Source organism: Streptomyces sp. NBC_01515 (genome assembly GCF_045040345.1).
GTDB lineage: Bacteria > Actinomycetota > Actinomycetes > Streptomycetales > Streptomycetaceae > Streptomyces.
The window spans coordinates 4,292,813-4,307,950 of record NZ_CP109416.1 but is presented as its reverse complement, the minus strand read 5'-3'; the positions used below and the strand labels follow the sequence as shown (position 1 = coordinate 4,307,950).

The 15,138-nt window shown below is 69.3% G+C and carries 13 protein-coding genes; 3 read left to right on the top strand and 10 right to left on the bottom strand.

Features of this window, described 5'->3' with window-relative positions:
* From OG407_RS19065 to OG407_RS19035, 7 genes are all read right to left on the bottom strand, one after another.
* Window positions 1-636 (bottom strand): superoxide dismutase, encoded by a 636-nt coding sequence (locus OG407_RS19065; protein WP_405859550.1) that lies wholly within the window; start codon window positions 634-636, stop codon window positions 1-3.
* A gap of 77 nt (window positions 637-713) precedes the next feature.
* Window positions 714-1,604, bottom strand: a complete 891-nt coding sequence (locus OG407_RS19060; RefSeq protein WP_405859548.1) for a TauD/TfdA dioxygenase family protein — start codon at window positions 1,602-1,604, stop codon at window positions 714-716.
* 12 nt (window positions 1,605-1,616) lie between these two features.
* A complete protein-coding gene (locus tag OG407_RS19055) occupies window positions 1,617-2,960 on the bottom strand; it encodes an LLM class flavin-dependent oxidoreductase (protein WP_405859547.1) in 1,344 nt (447 codons plus the stop codon).
* A gap of 341 nt (window positions 2,961-3,301) precedes the next feature.
* Window positions 3,302-4,045 (bottom strand): ABC transporter ATP-binding protein, encoded by a 744-nt coding sequence (locus OG407_RS19050; protein WP_405859545.1) that lies wholly within the window; start codon window positions 4,043-4,045, stop codon window positions 3,302-3,304.
* A complete protein-coding gene (locus tag OG407_RS19045; protein ID WP_405859543.1) occupies window positions 4,021-4,902 on the bottom strand; it encodes an ABC transporter permease in 882 nt (293 codons plus the stop codon). The genes OG407_RS19050 and OG407_RS19045 overlap by 25 nt, the downstream gene beginning before the upstream one ends.
* Window positions 4,899-5,969, bottom strand: coding sequence for an ABC transporter substrate-binding protein (locus tag OG407_RS19040; protein ID WP_405859541.1), 1,071 nt, complete (start codon window positions 5,967-5,969; stop codon window positions 4,899-4,901). Before OG407_RS19040 ends, OG407_RS19045 begins: the two co-directional genes overlap by 4 nt.
* A gap of 215 nt (window positions 5,970-6,184) precedes the next feature.
* On the bottom strand, window positions 6,185-7,417 hold the full coding sequence (locus OG407_RS19035; protein ID WP_405859539.1) for an ROK family protein: 1,233 nt from the start codon (window positions 7,415-7,417) through the stop codon (window positions 6,185-6,187).
* 450 nt (window positions 7,418-7,867) lie between these two features.
* Between OG407_RS19035 and OG407_RS19030 the strand changes: the two genes are divergently transcribed.
* The gene (locus OG407_RS19030; RefSeq protein WP_405859537.1) at window positions 7,868-8,449 is read left to right on the top strand and encodes a biotin transporter BioY; all 582 of its coding nucleotides are present in this window, start codon (window positions 7,868-7,870) and stop codon (window positions 8,447-8,449) included.
* On the opposite strand, the gene OG407_RS19025 is transcribed toward OG407_RS19030, so the two are convergent.
* On the bottom strand, window positions 8,433-9,758 hold the full coding sequence (locus tag OG407_RS19025; RefSeq protein ID WP_405859535.1) for an FAD-binding oxidoreductase: 1,326 nt from the start codon (window positions 9,756-9,758) through the stop codon (window positions 8,433-8,435). The two genes, OG407_RS19030 and OG407_RS19025, sit on opposite strands and share 17 nt — an antisense overlap.
* Window positions 9,759-9,894: 136 nt before the next feature.
* Window positions 9,895-10,635: an LPXTG cell wall anchor domain-containing protein gene (locus tag OG407_RS19020; RefSeq protein WP_405859533.1), complete on the bottom strand. Its 741-nt coding sequence runs from the start codon at window positions 10,633-10,635 to the stop codon at window positions 9,895-9,897.
* A 239-nt stretch (window positions 10,636-10,874) separates the two neighbouring features.
* Here OG407_RS19020 and OG407_RS19015 point away from each other — a divergent pair, with 239 nt between their 5' ends.
* The gene (locus OG407_RS19015) at window positions 10,875-12,881 is read left to right on the top strand and encodes a serine/threonine-protein kinase (protein ID WP_405868487.1); all 2,007 of its coding nucleotides are present in this window, start codon (window positions 10,875-10,877) and stop codon (window positions 12,879-12,881) included.
* Window positions 12,882-12,900: 19 nt separating this feature from the next.
* On the opposite strand, the gene OG407_RS19010 is transcribed toward OG407_RS19015, so the two are convergent.
* Window positions 12,901-14,343 (bottom strand): amino acid permease, encoded by a 1,443-nt coding sequence (locus tag OG407_RS19010; protein ID WP_405859531.1) that lies wholly within the window; start codon window positions 14,341-14,343, stop codon window positions 12,901-12,903.
* 215 nt (window positions 14,344-14,558) lie between these two features.
* On the opposite strand from OG407_RS19010, the gene OG407_RS19005 reads away from it, so the two are divergent.
* Window positions 14,559-15,044, top strand: a complete 486-nt coding sequence (locus OG407_RS19005) for a ribose-5-phosphate isomerase (RefSeq protein WP_403587945.1) — start codon at window positions 14,559-14,561, stop codon at window positions 15,042-15,044.
* Window positions 15,045-15,138: the final 94 nt, after the last annotated feature.

Below are 15,138 nucleotides of genomic sequence, written 5' to 3'. Positions count from 1 at the left end.
TCACACGGGCAGGATCGTCTGCCGGGACCGCGCTGCCTCGTAACGCCTCGCCACGTCCTGCCAGTTGACGACCGCCCACATCGCGTCGATGAAGTCGACCTTCTGGTTCCGGTACTGGAGGTAGAAGGCGTGCTCCCAGGCGTCGAAGACGAGGAGGGGGGTGGAGCCCTGGCCGACGTTGCCTTGGTGGTCGTAGATCTGCTCGACGATCAGGTGGCCGCTCAGGGGCTCGTAGGCGAGCACGCCCCAGCCCGAACCCTGCGTCGTCGCGGCGGCCTTGGTGAGCTGGGCCTTGAAGCCGGCGAAGGAGCCGAAGGAGTCGCGGATGGCGTCGGCCAGGCCGCCGACGCCATCCGCGGCCAGCGGTTCGCCGCCGCCGTCGCCCGTCATGTTGTGCCAGTAGACGCTGTGCAGGATGTGGCCGGAGAGGTGGAACGCCAGGTTCTTCTCCAGGCCGTTGACCGAACCCCACTGCTCCTTGTCGCGCGCCTCCGCCAGCTGCTCCAGCGAGTCGTTGGCTCCCTTGACGTACGCCGCGTGGTGCTTGTCGTGGTGCAGCTCGATGATCTCGGGGCTGATCACGGGGGCGAGCGCGGAGTAGTCGTAGGGCAGGTCGGGCAGCGTGTAGACGGGCATGGCGGATCGATCCCCTTCGAGCCTCTTGTTGCACATAGGTTGCAACTACAACCTAGCAGCGAGAAGGCTCTGTGTGGCTACTCCGCCACCGACGTGTAGTGCGACGCGTCCCCCTCGATCGAGTAGCTCTCCTTGCCCTCGATGCCGACCGGGACGTCGCCGGCGACGGTGACGCGGTTGAGGCGGCGGGGCTGGTCGTCGTAGTTGTCGATGGCGTAGTGCTGGGTGATGCGGTTGTCGAAGAGGACGAGCTGGTTGGGGGACCAGCGCCAGCGCAGGATGTTCTCCGGGCGGGTGACGTACGCCTGGAGGAGGTCGAGGATCTTGCGGGACTCGCCGGTTGACAGGCCGACGATCCGCTGCGCGAAACCGCCTATGAACAGGCCGCGTTCGCCGGTCAGCGGGTGGACGCGGACGACCGGGTGGACCGTGCGGAACTTGATGGACGTGAACTGGGCGCGCTGGGCCGCCCGTTCGGCGTCGACCGACTCCTCCGGTACGGCGTAGTCGTAGTCGTTGGTGTGCTCCGCCCAGAGGGTGTCCGCGAGGACGCGCAGCGGCTGGGGGAGGTCGCGGTAGGCCGCCGCCGAACTGGCTATCAGGGTCTCGCCGCCGTACGGCGGGATCGTGATGCTGCGCAGGGTGCTGGCCTGGGGCGGGTTGAGGACGAAGGTGACGTCCGTGTGCCAGTGGTTGGCCCGGCCGCGCTCGCTGTCGACGGGCAGGACGTTCGGGGCGCCGTCGACCGCGGGCACGGTGGGGTGGGCGGTGGTGAGGTCGCCGAAGTGGCGGGCGAAGGCCTCCTGGCCCTCGTCGTCGAGGTGGACGTCGTCGAAGACCAGGGCCTTGTGGACGTTGAGGGCCTCGCGGAGAGCGGTTGTCCGTTCTTCGTTCAGCGGCTTGTTGATGTCCACGCCCGACACGCGGGCGCCGATGTTCGCGGTGACCTTCTGGATCTCGATGGACATGGTGAAGTCCTTTCAGACGAGGGCGGGTTGGGTGGGTCGGGTGTACTGGTTGACCGGGCGGGGGAGGCCGTAGCGCTCCCGGAGGGTGGTGCGGGGGCCGTACTCCGTGCGGAGGAGACCGCGGGTGCGGAGGAGCGGGACGACGTGGTCGACGAAGGCGTCGAGGCCGGACGGCAGTACCGCGGGCATGATGTTGAAGCCGTCGGCCGCGCCCTGCGTGAACCAGGACTCGATCGCGTCGGCGACCTGTTCCGGCGTACCGGCGAAGGTGAGATGCCCGCGCCCGCCACCGAGCCGGCCGATCAACTGCCGTACGGTCAGCCGGTCGCGGCGGGCCAGTTCGACGACGAGTGTGTAGCGGCTCTTCGCGCCCTCGATGGAGTCCTCGGGAGGTAGATCGGCGGGGAGTGGGGCGTCCAACTCCAGTGTTTCGGGCGGTAGTTGGAGGAGTCGCTCCAAGTGGTCCACGCCGTGCGTGTACACGATGTGGTCCTCCAGTACGCGCTCGTTCGCACGCGCTTCCGCCTCCGTCGAACCGAGCACCGGGACGATGCCGGGCAGCACCTTGATGTGCTCGGGGTCCCTACCGGCCGCCGCCGTACGGGACTTGAGGTCCTTGTAGAAGGCCTGCGCGTCCGCGAGGGTCTGCTGCGCGGTGAACACCGCCTCCGCGTACCGCGCCGCGAACGCCTTGCCGTCCTCGCTCGAACCCGCCTGCACGAGCAGGGGGTAACCCTGCGGTGAGCGGGGGACGTTGAGAGCACCGGCGACGCTGAAGTACGTCCCCTGGTGACGCGGCGGGTGGATCTTCGCGTCGTCGCCCCACACGCCGGCCGCCTTGTCGGCGACGATCGCGTCGTCCTCCCAGCTGTCCCAGAGCTTCAGCGCCACATCGAGGAACTCGGCGGCCCGCGCGTACCGTTCGGCGTGCGCGGGCTCGTGCTCCAGACCGAAGTTCCGGGCGGCCTCGGCACCGGCGGTGGTGACGATGTTCCAACCCGCCCTGCCGCCGCTGATGATGTCGAGCGAGGCGAACTTACGGGCCAGGTTGTAGGGGGAGTTGTACGACGTGGACGCGGTGGCGATCAGGCCGATGTGCTCGGTGGCCGTGGCCAGCGCGGTGAGGAGAGTGAGCGGTTCCAGGGCGCCGGCGGGGCGTTGGGCGAGGTTGCTCCACAACTGCGGTCCGTCGGCGAGGAAGAGGGAGTCGAAGGTGCCGCGTTCGGCTGTGCGGGCGAGGTGTGTGTAGTGGTCCAGCTCGACGTGGGCGTAGGGGTTGCTTTCCGGGAGGCGCCAAGAAGCCTCGTGGTGGCCGGTGTTCATGAGGAAGGCGTTGAGGTGGAGTTGGCGGGGCATGCCAGGTCCTTTGGGTGGGAGTTCCGGGTGCTTGAATCGGCCCGTCGGGCGACTTCTCAACGCGGGCCGCACATCGGCCCGTTGGGCGACCTTTCAACGCCGGCCGCATTGGTCAGCTCGCCGGGGGACTTCTCGGTGCAGGCCGCATTGGTCAGCTAGCTGGGCGACTTCTCGGCGGAGGCCGGCATTGTTCAGTCCGTTGGGCGACCTCTCAACGCAGGTCGGCATTTCTCAGCCCGTCCGGCGTTTGAGGACGAGGCCCCTTCAGGGCCGATGGGGGTCTGGGGGCGCAGCCCCCAGCAGACGGCACGAGCAGCCGACGTTCACCAATCAGCGGACGCTCACCGGATGTCCGACGTCACACCGAGCGCCGCCAACAACCGCTCCCGGTACTCCGCACGCGGCACCTCAGGGGCGACCACCAGGTCCAGCCCGATTCGCCCCTCCTCCAGCACCAGCACCCGATCCGCAAGCACGATCGCCTCATCCACGTCATGGGTGACCAGCAGCACCGAGGGCCGATGCCGCTCCCACAACTCCCGGAGCAGCACATGCATCCGGATACGGGTCAGAGCGTCCAGCGCCCCGAACGGCTCATCCGCCAGCAGGAGGTCAGGCTCACGGACGAGCGAACGGGCCAGTGCCGCCCGTTGCGCCTCACCCCCGGACAACTCGTTGGGCCAGGCCCGCTCCCGCCCGGCGAGCCCCACTTCGGCAAGGGCCGCGCGCCCCTTCACGGCGGCTTCCTTGCCCTCCGTCCCCAGCAGCACGTTGTCGAGAACCCGCCGCCACGGCAGCAACCGGGAGTCCTGGAAAACCACCGACACCCGCTCAGGGGCGGCGAGTTGACCACTCCCCACGACCTCGTGGTCGAGCCCCGCGATGGCCCGCAGCAACGTGCTCTTGCCGGAACCGCTGTGCCCGAGCAGGGCGGTGAACTGCCCGGCGGGGAGATCCAGATCGATGTGGTCGAGCACCGTACGCCCGTCGAACGACCTTGTGAGCCCCCGGAGTTGGACCGCAGGAACCGCAGGAACCGCAGAGACGGCGGTCGCGGTGGTCAGCTGCTGAGTGTGCGGCGCCATGACAGCACCCTCCGTTCGACGAGACGGACAACGCTGTCGGAGACCAGGCCGAACACGCCGTAGATCAGCAGGCCGACGAGGATGACGTCGGACTGGCCGTAGTTCTGGGCCTGGAACATCATGTAACCGAGGCCGCTGGTGGCGTTGATCTGCTCCAGGACCACCAGGCTCAGCCAGGAGCCGGTCACCCCGAGGCGCAGGCCCACGAAGAAGCCGGGCAGGGCGCCGGGGATGACGATCTGACGGACGAACTGGAGCCTCGACAGGCCCTGGACCTCGGCGAGTTCGACGTAACGGTGGTCGATGCCGGACAGCGCGGCGTGCAGGTTGAGGTAGATCGGGATGTAGACGACGATCGCGATGATGGCGATCTTGAAGGTCTCGCCGATGCCCAGCCAGAGGATGAACAGCGGGATGAGGCCGAGGGTGGGGATGGCCCGGTTGAGCTGCACGGTCCCGTCGATCAGCGCCTCGCCGATCCGGCTCAGCCCGGCGGCCAGCGCGAGGACGACACCGGCGGTGAGGCCGAGCGCGAAGCCGTAGGCGGCGCGTTCCAGCGAGGTCAGCATGTCGGTGGGGAGCGTGCCGGACGTCCACAGCCGGCCGGCGGTCTTCAACACCGTCCAGGGCGCGGGGATCGCGGCCGGGTCCAACTGCCCGGCGGCGGAGGCGACGGCCCAGAGGGCGAGGAAGAGGACGGGGCCTACGACCCGGGAGGCGGGCAGCCGCTTGCCGGGAGCGAGCCCGCGCCGCCGCCTCCGCCGTACGGCCGTGCTCCCCTCAACTGCGGTCACCGGTACGGAGGTTGCGACGGACGTGTCCGTCGTCCGGGACGTGGAGGTCGTCACGGCCGTCACCTCCGGTACTCCGCCGCCACGGCCTTCGCCGCGATCCCCTCGAAGCGCCGGTCGAAGAGTGAGTCCACCGTGAACTCCTTCACGAAGCCGCCCTCCGCGAGCAGATCGGCGGTCTCCTGCTCCCACTTCACGGCCTCGTCCCAACTCGGCGGGAACAACGGCTTGTTGGCGAGCGCGGTCACCGACTTGGCCTGCGCGAGCGTCAGGTTCTGCGTCTTGACGTAGAACTCCTCGTTCCAGGCGTCCGGGTGCTCGTACTGCCAGACCTGGCCCTGCGCCCACTGCGGGATGTACGCGGCGATCGCGGCAGCCTTCGCCGGGTCCGCCAGCACGGCGGACGGCGCCCACAACAGGTTGAGCAGGTCTACGACATCGGTCGTGATCGCGCGGGCGCCCTTCGCCTCGTACTGCTTGAGGTACGCCGGTGCCTGGCTGTTGGCGAGCGGGGCGACGTCGACCTGGCCCGACTGCAGGGCCGTGAAGAACTGGTTGCTGGTGAGCGGGACCAGTCTCACCTCGTCGTACTTCAGCCCGGCCTCCTTCAACGCCCGCAGCAGTACGACGCCTTGGGCCTGCCCCTGCGAGAACGCCAGCTTCTTGCCCTTGAAGTCGGCGACCGTGTGGATGTCGCTGCCGGGCTTGGTGGCGAAGAGGTAGTTGGGCTTGCGGGTGACGTCGATCGCGACGATCTTCGCGTCGTAGCCCTGGTAGTGCGCCTGGATCGGCGGTATGCCCGCGTTGTTGGCGAGGTCCAGGGACTTGGCGCGGAACGCGTTGATGACATCGGGACCGGCGCCGATGTTCACCCAACTCGACACGGTGAACGGCAACTTGGGCAGTTTCGCCAGCTTGAACTGGAGCTGCTGGGTGTTCAGGTACGAGGAGATCTTCAGGCTCGTGCCGGAGGGGACCTTCTCGGCGAGCGGGGTGGACAGTCCGGCCCTCGACTTGGTGGCCGCGGCACTGCTCGTGGCACAGCCGCTGAGGCCGGCGATGCCCGCTGCGGCACCGAGTACGGAGGTGAGGAAGAGCCGCCGGTCGACGCCGGGCGCACGGGAATGAGGCATGGGAGGACTCCCTGATTCAACGGATGAAAAGTCTGGGGAATGCAGACAGAATTCCGGGCAGCGGAAAGCTCGACAAGGGAATTCAGGCAGGATGAGGCCGGCGCCCGGGGCGCTTCAGCGGGTCAGCAACAAGAAGTGCGACAACTCATCTGCAGGCTCATGACCAGGATGTTCCCGGCCATGGGCGCCCCCTGTCAACATTCCGACTTTCTGAATTAAATAGTCCCCGGTGACAGCCCGGGCGGAGTGCTCAACGGATCCCGGTACAGCACGTCGAGCAGCACCGAACCGCCCGCCACCGCCAGCACGGAATCCGGGAAACTCGTCGGCACGACCGCCGATGCCCGCGCGTCCCCGACCTCCTCGCGCAGTGCGCGCAGGCAGTCCTCCCGCCGTATGACACCCAGCTCGGTGACGACCACCGTCTCGGGGTTGAGGATGTCGAGCAGCAGCCCGACCGCCCGCCCCACCATCCGCGCCCGCTGCGTCAACAGCCGTACGGCGACCGGGTCTCCGCGCTCGGCCGCGGTCACGACGTGGGTCGGGTTCACCCCGTCGACGATCCCCGCCTCCCGGGCCCGCCTGCACAACGTCCGTTCGCTCAGCTCGACTTGGAGGCAGCCGACGCGTCCGCAGTCGCACGGTTCGGTGCCGCCGCGCAACGGCAGATGGGCGATCGCCCCGGCCTGCGAGCGCGGCCCGTGGTGCACCTCGTCGTTGGTGGCGAAGGCCGCGTCGACCACGTTGCCGACGAAGAGATGCAGCACGCTACGGCTGCCGCGGGCCCGCCCGAAGAGCCGCTCGCCGTTCACCAACGCCCGTGCGTGGCCGTCCACATGGACCGGCAGCCCGGTGCGGGCGCCGAGCAGTTCGCGCACGGGTACGTCCCGCCAGCCCAGCAGCGGATGGTCGACGATGGTCCCGGAGTCCCGGTCGACCCAGCCGCCGGCGGCGACCCCGACACCCAGCGGGGTGGCCCCGGCCGCCTCCGTCAGCAGCGTGTCCAGCCCTTCGGCGGCCCGCGCCAGCACCCGGCACGGATCGGCGAGGTGGCTGTCGTGCCCGATCCGCCGCTCGGCCACCACCCGCCCGCGCAGGTCGAGCAGGGCGACCGTCGTATAGGGCACCGCCACATGGACTCCGCCCACAACGAACCGTGACGCGTCCAGGTCGACGGGCACATGGGGCCGGCCCACACCCTTCGAGCGTTGAGGCGTGGCGGACTCCCGTATGAGCCCGAGTTCGGTGAAGCGGGCGCAGTAGTCGGTGACCGATGCCGGGGACAGGCCGGTCAGCCGGGAGATGGTGGAGCGGGCCACCGGGCCGTGCTCCAGCACCGAGCGCAGGATGACGCTCGCGTTGGTGCGCCGCCGGTCGCTGTCGGCGGCGCGCGGAACGGGGGAGTTGGGGGAGTGGGAGGCGAGAAGGGGTGCCGCGGTACGGGGCATGGGGATCTTCCTCGGGAACGGGTCCGACAGTGCGCCGTCGTCTTGTGCCAGACGTCGAGGCGCACCGGATCCGCTCCGCCCGCCTCAGGGGCGGTAACAGGTCGCCGCGGCCTGGCGTCGCAGGTCGACGTAGCGACGCGACGCGAAGTTCCGGGCCTGGGCAACCATGCGGTCGAAGCTAGCAAAACGGCCCACGGCTGCCCAGACGGTGACCGGTGTGCGAGACGGCACGGCGGCCGGTGTGCGAGATGGTGACGGTGCCGGTGTGCGAGACGGCACGAGGTCCGCGTGACCGGCATCACGCGCGGGCGCGTGTAACGGGCATCCTTTGTCCGGAGCCCACCAAGTCCCCGGCGAACCCTTTGTCGAACGCTGACGGTGATCGGACCGAGGGCCCCGGGATAGCGTCACAAAGTCCCCCTGTACCCCCGTCAACCTGCGGAGTCCCCCTTGAGTACCGCCGTCGCCACCGCCCGCCCGGGCCAGGTCCTCGCCGATCTGCTGCCCGCCTCCCGCGTCCGGGACATCGCCCTCGTGCTCGGCGGCGCCGCGCTCACCGGCCTCGCCGCCCAGCTCGCCGTGCCCGTGCCGGGCTCCCCGGTCCCGGTCACCGGCCAGACCTTCGCAGCGCTGCTCGTCGGCACGTCCCTCGGCGCCGGCCGCGGCTTCCTCTCGCTCGCCCTGTACGCGCTGCTCGGCCTGGCCGGCGTGCCGTGGTTCGCCGAGGGCACCTCCGGCGACGGCGCCTCCTTCGGCTACATCGTCGGCATGCTGCTCGCCTCCGCCGCCGTCGGCGCCCTGGCCCGCCGCGGCGCCGACCGCTCGGTGCTCCGCATGGCCGGCACGATGCTGCTCGGCGAGGCGATCATCTACGCGATCGGCGTCCCGTACCTGGCGCTGAGCCTCGACCTCTCGACGAGCGCCGCGCTCGCCGCCGGCCTCACCCCGTTCCTCATCGGCGACGCCCTGAAGGCGGCGCTGGCGATGGGTGCGACGCCGACTGCCTGGAAGTTCGTCAACAAGCAGAGCTGACAAGGAAGTTCCCGCGGAAGAGGTTCGCCGGGTCGTAGTGCGACTTGAGTTCGGCGAGCCTCTTCCGCGTCTCCGCGTCGTACAGCCCCTCGCTCCGATCACCGGCCCCGAACGCGAAGTTGACCGCCCGCCCGAGCGTCACGGGCGCGAGCAGCGCGAAGGCCGGGTCGAGCCGCGCACGGGCGGCATCCCGCTCCCCGACCGCCAACATCCGTACCAGGAACCGCCCTTCGCGATACGGCACCGAGTTCGGCGCGGGCCTCGCCAGCGCCCCGCCGAGATGATTGACCTGGACGACACACATGCCCGCCGCGTCCGGCCCGGCGAGCGACAACACCTCACCCACCCGCGCCACATCCAGCTCGCTCACCACCGCGCTGTCCCCGTAGTACGCGTGCGGTTCGGGCGGATCACTGTGGATCGTGTGACTCTCGGCGTACGGCATCTCCCGCAACGAGTCCGCGAGCACCGGCACGAACTCCCGGAGCGGCGCGACCAGTTGGTCCCCGTCGTCAGCGGTGCCCGTGTAGGCGACGCGCACGGAGAGCACGTACCGCCCGCGCAGATGCGGCGGCAGTGCCGGGATGTCCGGATACGGTACGGCGGCGAAGGACGAGGTCAGCTCGTCCGGTACGGTCCGCGTCCACTCCTCGTACGCCCGCAGCAGGGTCGTGGGATCGACCTCCCGCCCGTCGAAGGCGAGCGAACCGCCGTAGAGCCTCCGCACGGGGACGAGGTCGATCTCCAACTCCGTGACGACACCGAAGGCATGACCGGCGCCGAGCAGTGCCCAGTGCAGCTCGGGCTCCGACTCCCGTGTCACCCGCCGGAGTTGGCCATCGGCGGTGACGACGTCGAGCGAGCGGACGTGATCGGCCGCGTACCCGAACTCCCTTGCCAGGATGCCCAGTCCACCGCTCAGCGTGTACGACACGGCACCGACGCTCGGGGCGGATCCGTTGAGGGGAGCGAGGCCGTGAGGTTCGGCGGCGGCCACGACCTGCCCCCAGCGCACGCCCGCCTGGACGCGGACGGTACGTGCCTCGGGGTCGACCCGGACCCCGTCCATCCGCCTCGTCGTGATCAGCACCCCGCCCTCGGAGCCACCCGGCAGCCCGTGCCCGGTGGCCTGCACGCCGACCGGCAGGCTCTCGACGGCCGCGTACCGTACGGCGGCGATCACGTCGTCGGCCGAGCGCGCGCCGTGGACCACGGCGGGGCGCTGGGTGAACCCGGTCTGGAAACCGGCGAGTTCCTCCTCGTAGCCGGGGTCGGTGGGGCGGAAGGTGAGCGGCTGTGTGCGGTTCATGGGGTCATGCTGGCCGCATAACCTGACATGTGCCGTCAGGCTTTCCGGCGGGAGTGGGACCGGGAGCGAGCGGGGGAGCGGCGGAGGGCCGGGTGCTCCCGCTACCCGGCCCTCCCCCTCCCACTCCCCCCTTGCCCTAGCTTTCCAACGGGCTTTGCCCCGGCCGTCGTTGGGACCAGTACAGGCCCGCCGCGCCCGCCGCGATCAGTGCCGCGCCGGCCGCGCCCAGGGGCAGGACGTCGTCGCCGACCCCCGTCTTGGGCAGCGTGTCGCCGCCCGGTGCCACCGGCTTGTTATCGGTGCCGAGCAGCAACGGGGTGGCCGGGGCGTTCGGCGACGGGTTCGTCGTACCGAACGGGACCGGGCCCTGCTGCCAGAAGGTCTTCTTGCCGTCGGCGGACATCACCGGCAGACAGATCTTCCCGGCCTTGCTCAGGTCGTACGTCGCGTCGACGGCGTACGACTTCGACTTGCCCGCGGCGAGAGCGCCGACGGAGCACGTGAATCCGCTGTTCGAACCGGGCGGCAGATCCTTTTCGCCGATCGCCGAACAGCCCTGCACATTGGTGACCTTGAGGCCGTCGAAACCGACGACCAGGAGATGGAGATCGCCGCTCTCCTTGGTCCCCGCATTCTTCACCGTGGCGGTGATCGCCGTCTTTTTCGAGCCGTTGTCGACCGAGATCTTCTCCGGCAGGAGCGTGGTCAGTTTCACTCCCGCCGGAGCCGCGTCCATCGCCTTTCCGCCCTTGCTGCTGCCCGGTCCCTGGTCATCCGCCGAGGCGGTGAAGGAAAGGATCATCACCGTCGAGAAAGATGCCGTGAGCAGCGATCCTGTGACGGCCGTGGCAATAGCCGTCGCACGACGAGAACTCATGTTCGTCCCCCTTGTGTTCCCCTGTGTCCCCCTGCGACTGTGCCTGAATTCGCAGTACTTGAAGAGGTACCACAAGATTTCTCCGCACTATGCTGGTACGGCATGAAGTGTGACCATTGTGGGGGTGCGGCGGATTGCCGGGGAATATGGGAAATTCGGGGAGCATGGGGAGCGGCGGTACTCCGGGACTATTGGTGACCGGACGCTATCGGCTGGTCGAGAGTATCGGTCAGGGGGGAATGGGGCGGGTGTGGCGAGCCGCCGACGAAATGCTCGACCGGCAGGTCGCGGTCAAGGAAATGCGCATCGACGGCCTCGACGCGGAGGACACCCGCACCCGCCGCGAGCGCACCCTGCGCGAGGCCAGGGCGACGGCCCGCATCGACCACCCCAACGTCGTGCGCGTCTACGACGTCGTCGACGAGGGCGAACGCCTGTGGATCGTCATGGAGTTGGTCGCCGGGCGCTCCCTGGAACGCATCCTGACGGACGACGGCGCGCTCGGCCCGCACGAGGCCGCCCGCATCGGACTGGGCCTGGTGGCCGCCCTGCGCCAGGTGCACGCGGTAGGCGTCCTGCACCGCGACATCAAACCCGGCAACGTGCTCGTCGAGAACCGCGGCCAGCGGGTCGTGCTCACCGACTTCGGCATCGCCGCGATCCAGGACGCCACGGCGCTGACGGTGGTCGGCATGCTGGTGGGCTCGCCCGACTACATGGCACCCGAGCGGATCTCCGGCCATCCGCAGGGACCGCCCTCGGACATCTGGTCCCTCGGCGCGACACTCTGCGCGGCGCTCGGCGGTCGCTCACCGTTCTCCCGCGACACAACACTGGCCACTTTGCACGCGGTTCTGTACGAGGAGCCCGAACTCCCTTCGGCTGCGGGCCCGTTGCGCGACATCCTCGCGGCGCTGCTGCGGAAGCGGCCTGCGGCCCGGCCGGGGTTGGATGAGCTGGAGCGGGTGTTGGTGCGGGTGGCGTCTCCGCCGGAGGTCGAAGAACCCGGCTCAGCGGAAGGGGAGTTGACGGAGGAGCCAGGTGCCTATCAGGAGTCACCCACCCCGGCCTTCCTGGCACCGTCACTCGTCCGCGCGGCACGCGATCCCCGGATCTACGACCCCGACCCCATCGAGGACGCGATACCGACGCAGCGTCCCGCCGTAGAGGAACCGGCCTCCGCTGCCGAAGCCGCCTCCGAGTTGAACTCCGAGGCATCGTCCAACAACTCCCGGCGATCTGCGCCGCGCAGGACGGGCGTCTCCCTTGTCCGCGCCGCGCAAGCTGAGCCCGCCGCACAAGCCGAGCGCAGCGAAGAGGCTCAACTCGCCGAACGAGCCGCGGCGTCGACCGAGCGGAAGCCCGTGCCCCTCCCGGCCCACCCGCCGGCCCCGCGCCCGGCACCACCGCACCCCGGTCTTGGTCCCGGCCCCGACCCCGTTCCCGGCAACCACCCGGCCCGCTCGCCCCGCCCGGCTCCCCAGCGACTCGACCTGGGTCCCCACCCCGCCCGCCTACCCCGTCCCGAGGCCTCGTCGCCCGGCGGTGAACTCCCGGGCCCCGCACGGCCGTTCAGCCCCGACCGCACCCACCGCACCCGCCGCCGTATCGGACTGATCGCCGCCGCAGCAGTGGTGGTCGCAGGCGCGGTCCTCGGGACGCTCCTCGCGAACTCCGGTGGCTCGTCCGGTACTTCAGCTACTTCATCTGCTTCGTCTACGCCAGCGACGTCGACCGAACCGTCCACCTCCCCGTCCCCGACAGCCACGTCCCCGTCCACCTCCCCGTCCCCCACAGTCGAGGGCACCTCCCGCCCCCCGACCCTGCCCCCGGGCACGCATCGAGAGGCGGGTGGGTTCGCGTGGGCGACGCCCGACGGGTGGCGGCGGGATCTGAAGACGGGGGCCGAGGTGCACTACACGTCCCCGGACGGGAGTCAGGAACTGGTCGGCAAGTCGTCGCTCGCGCGCGGTGATCTGATGGAGACCTGGGAGGCCTCGGAGCGGAACGCTCATCAGGGGGAGAGCTACCGGAAGATCCGCCTCGACAGGACGACGTTCCGCGGTTATCCGGCGGTGAGTTGGGAGTACACGTTCACGCTCAAGGGCGTCGCGTGGCACGCCCGGCTGCTCGGTTTCGACGAGGACGGGAAGTCGTACCAGATCAACACCTGGTACCAGCCGGGCGTGGAGACCCAGGCCCTGAAGACCTACGACAAGGTCAAGAACAGCTTCGTGGTGCTGTGAACGGCTTCGGTGAACTCCCTCAGCCCACAGACACCTTGTCCGTGTCGGTATCCGTCTCGGCGGTCGCGACCGCCTTTCCGCCCCGCACCCGCTCCTTGACCACCGACACGGCCACGACCGCCAACGCGACCAGCAGGGACAGCAGAACGGTCGTACGGCCGCTGCTCTCGCCCTCCGTGTCGGTGAGCATGTAGCCGAGGACGAAGACGATCAGGGCGATCGTCGCCCAGGTCAGATACGGGTACAGCCACATCCGTACGACGAGCTTCTCGGGCGACTCGCGCTCGATGATCCGGCGCATGCGCAGCTGGGACGCGCAGATGGCCAGCCACACGAACAGGGCCACCGCGCCTGAGGAGTTGACCAGGAAGAGGAAGACCGTGTCCGGGAAGGCGTAGTTGAAGAACACGGCGACGAACCCGAAGACGACGGAGGCGATGATCGCCGCCATCGGCACACCGCGGGACGTGGTCCGGGCGAACGCCTTCGGGGCGTCGCCGCGACCGCCGAGCGAGAAGGCCATGCGGGAGGCCGTGTAGAGGCCGGAGTTGAGGCAGGACAGCACCGAGGTCAGCACGATGAAGTTCATGATCTGGCCGGCGTGCGCGATGCCGAGGGAGTCGAGGGCGGCGACGTAGGAGCCCTGCGCCTTGATCGACGGGTCGTTCCACGGGAGCAGGCAGACGACGATGAAGATCGAGCCGAGGTAGAAGACGCCGATGCGCCAGATGATGCTGTTGGTCGACTTGGTGACCGCGCGCTGCGGGTCCTCGGACTCGCCGGCGGCCAGCGTGGCGATCTCGCTGCCCATGAAGGAGAAGACGACCAGGAGCACGCCGGTCAGGATCGCGCCGGGACCGTTCGGCAGGAAGCCGCCGTGGTCGGTGAGATTGCCGAGGCCCGCCTTGTCGGTGTGGGCGCCGGGCAGCACGCCGAAGATCGCCAGCGCGCCGACGACGATGAACGCGCCGATCGCCACGACCTTGATCCCGGCGAACCAGAACTCGAACTCGCCGTAGGAACCGACCGATACGAGGTTCGTGGCGGTCAGCACCACCATCACGATGAGCGCCCAGCCCCACTGCGGTACGGCCGGTATCCATCCTTCGAGGATCTTCGCGCCGGCGGTCGCCTCGACGGCGAGCACGACGACCCAGAAGAACCAGTACAGCCAGCCGATCGAGAAACCGGCCCAGCGGCCGAGCGCGCGGTCGGCGTGCGCGGAGAAGGAGCCGGAGGTGGGGTTCGCGGCCGACATCTCGCCGAGCATGCGCATCACCAGCACCACGAGCGTGCCGACGAGCGCGTAGGAGAGCAGGATGCCGGGGCCCGCGGTCGCGATGCCCGAGCTGGAGCCGACGAACAGGCCGGCGCCGATGACACCGCCGATCGCGATCATCGAGAGATGTCGGTTCTTGAGTCCTGCCTGGAGGCCGGAGCCATCAGTCATGGGGGCAGTCATGGGGGGAATTCCTTTACGCCGGTTGGGATGCCGGTGGGGGGTGCTCGTACGAGCGGCGTACGAGTCGGTCCAGTGAATCGGAGGTAAAGGAATTCCTGAACCTTTGAATCCAGATCGTTACTTGAGGTTTCCTTGAGGTTGCGAGGTGTTGCCTGTATTTAACGAGGTCGGGCCCCGGAGCTGCTTCCCGGAAACAGCCGTGTCACACTCGACGCATGCGCGTGTATCTCGGCTCCGACCATGCGGGCTTCGAACTCAAGAACCACCTCGTCGAGTGGCTCAAGGAGGCGGGCCATGAGCCCGTCGACTGCGGGCCGCACATCTTCGACGCCCAGGACGACTACCCGCCCTTCTGCCTCCGCGCCGCAGAGCGCACCGCCGCCGACCCCGAGGCCCTCGGCATCGTCATCGGCGGCTCAGGCAACGGCGAGCAGATCGCGGCGAACAAGGTCAAGGGCGTGCGTGCGGCCCTCGCCTGGAGCGAGGAGACGGCGTCGCTCGGCCGCCAGCACAACAACGCGAACGTCGTGGCTGTCGGCGCGCGGATGCACACGGAGGAGGAGGCGACGAAGTTCGTCGAGACCTTCGTGGGTACGCCGTTCTCCGAGGACCCGCGGCACATGCGGCGGATCGACATGCTGACGAAGTACGAGGCGACGGGGGAGCTGCCGGAGATTCCGGCGCACCACCCGAAGCAGTAAGCGGAACCAGCCTCTTGGGAGAGGTCTTTCGAGCGCCCACCCGTCAACTGACCGAGACGGGTGGGTGGGTGGCTGGGTGGGAAAGGAAGTTCGT

Coding starts and splice junctions, on each gene's coding strand:
- OG407_RS19065 (WP_405859550.1), bottom strand. CDS start 636: ATGCCCGTCTACACGCTGCCCGACCTGCCCTACGACTACTCCGCGCTC.
- OG407_RS19060 (WP_405859548.1), bottom strand. CDS start 1,604: ATGTCCATCGAGATCCAGAAGGTCACCGCGAACATCGGCGCCCGCGTG.
- OG407_RS19055 (WP_405859547.1), bottom strand. CDS start 2,960: ATGCCCCGCCAACTCCACCTCAACGCCTTCCTCATGAACACCGGCCAC.
- OG407_RS19050 (WP_405859545.1), bottom strand. CDS start 4,045: ATGGCGCCGCACACTCAGCAGCTGACCACCGCGACCGCCGTCTCTGCG.
- OG407_RS19040 (WP_405859541.1), bottom strand. CDS start 5,969: ATGCCTCATTCCCGTGCGCCCGGCGTCGACCGGCGGCTCTTCCTCACC.
- OG407_RS19035 (WP_405859539.1), bottom strand. CDS start 7,417: ATGCCCCGTACCGCGGCACCCCTTCTCGCCTCCCACTCCCCCAACTCC.
- OG407_RS19025 (WP_405859535.1), bottom strand. CDS start 9,758: ATGAACCGCACACAGCCGCTCACCTTCCGCCCCACCGACCCCGGCTAC.
- OG407_RS19020 (WP_405859533.1), bottom strand. CDS start 10,635: ATGAGTTCTCGTCGTGCGACGGCTATTGCCACGGCCGTCACAGGATCG.
- OG407_RS19015 (WP_405868487.1), top strand. CDS start 10,875: ATGGGGCGGGTGTGGCGAGCCGCCGACGAAATGCTCGACCGGCAGGTC.
- OG407_RS19010 (WP_405859531.1), bottom strand. CDS start 14,343: ATGACTGCCCCCATGACTGATGGCTCCGGCCTCCAGGCAGGACTCAAG.
- OG407_RS19005 (WP_403587945.1), top strand. CDS start 14,559: ATGCGCGTGTATCTCGGCTCCGACCATGCGGGCTTCGAACTCAAGAAC.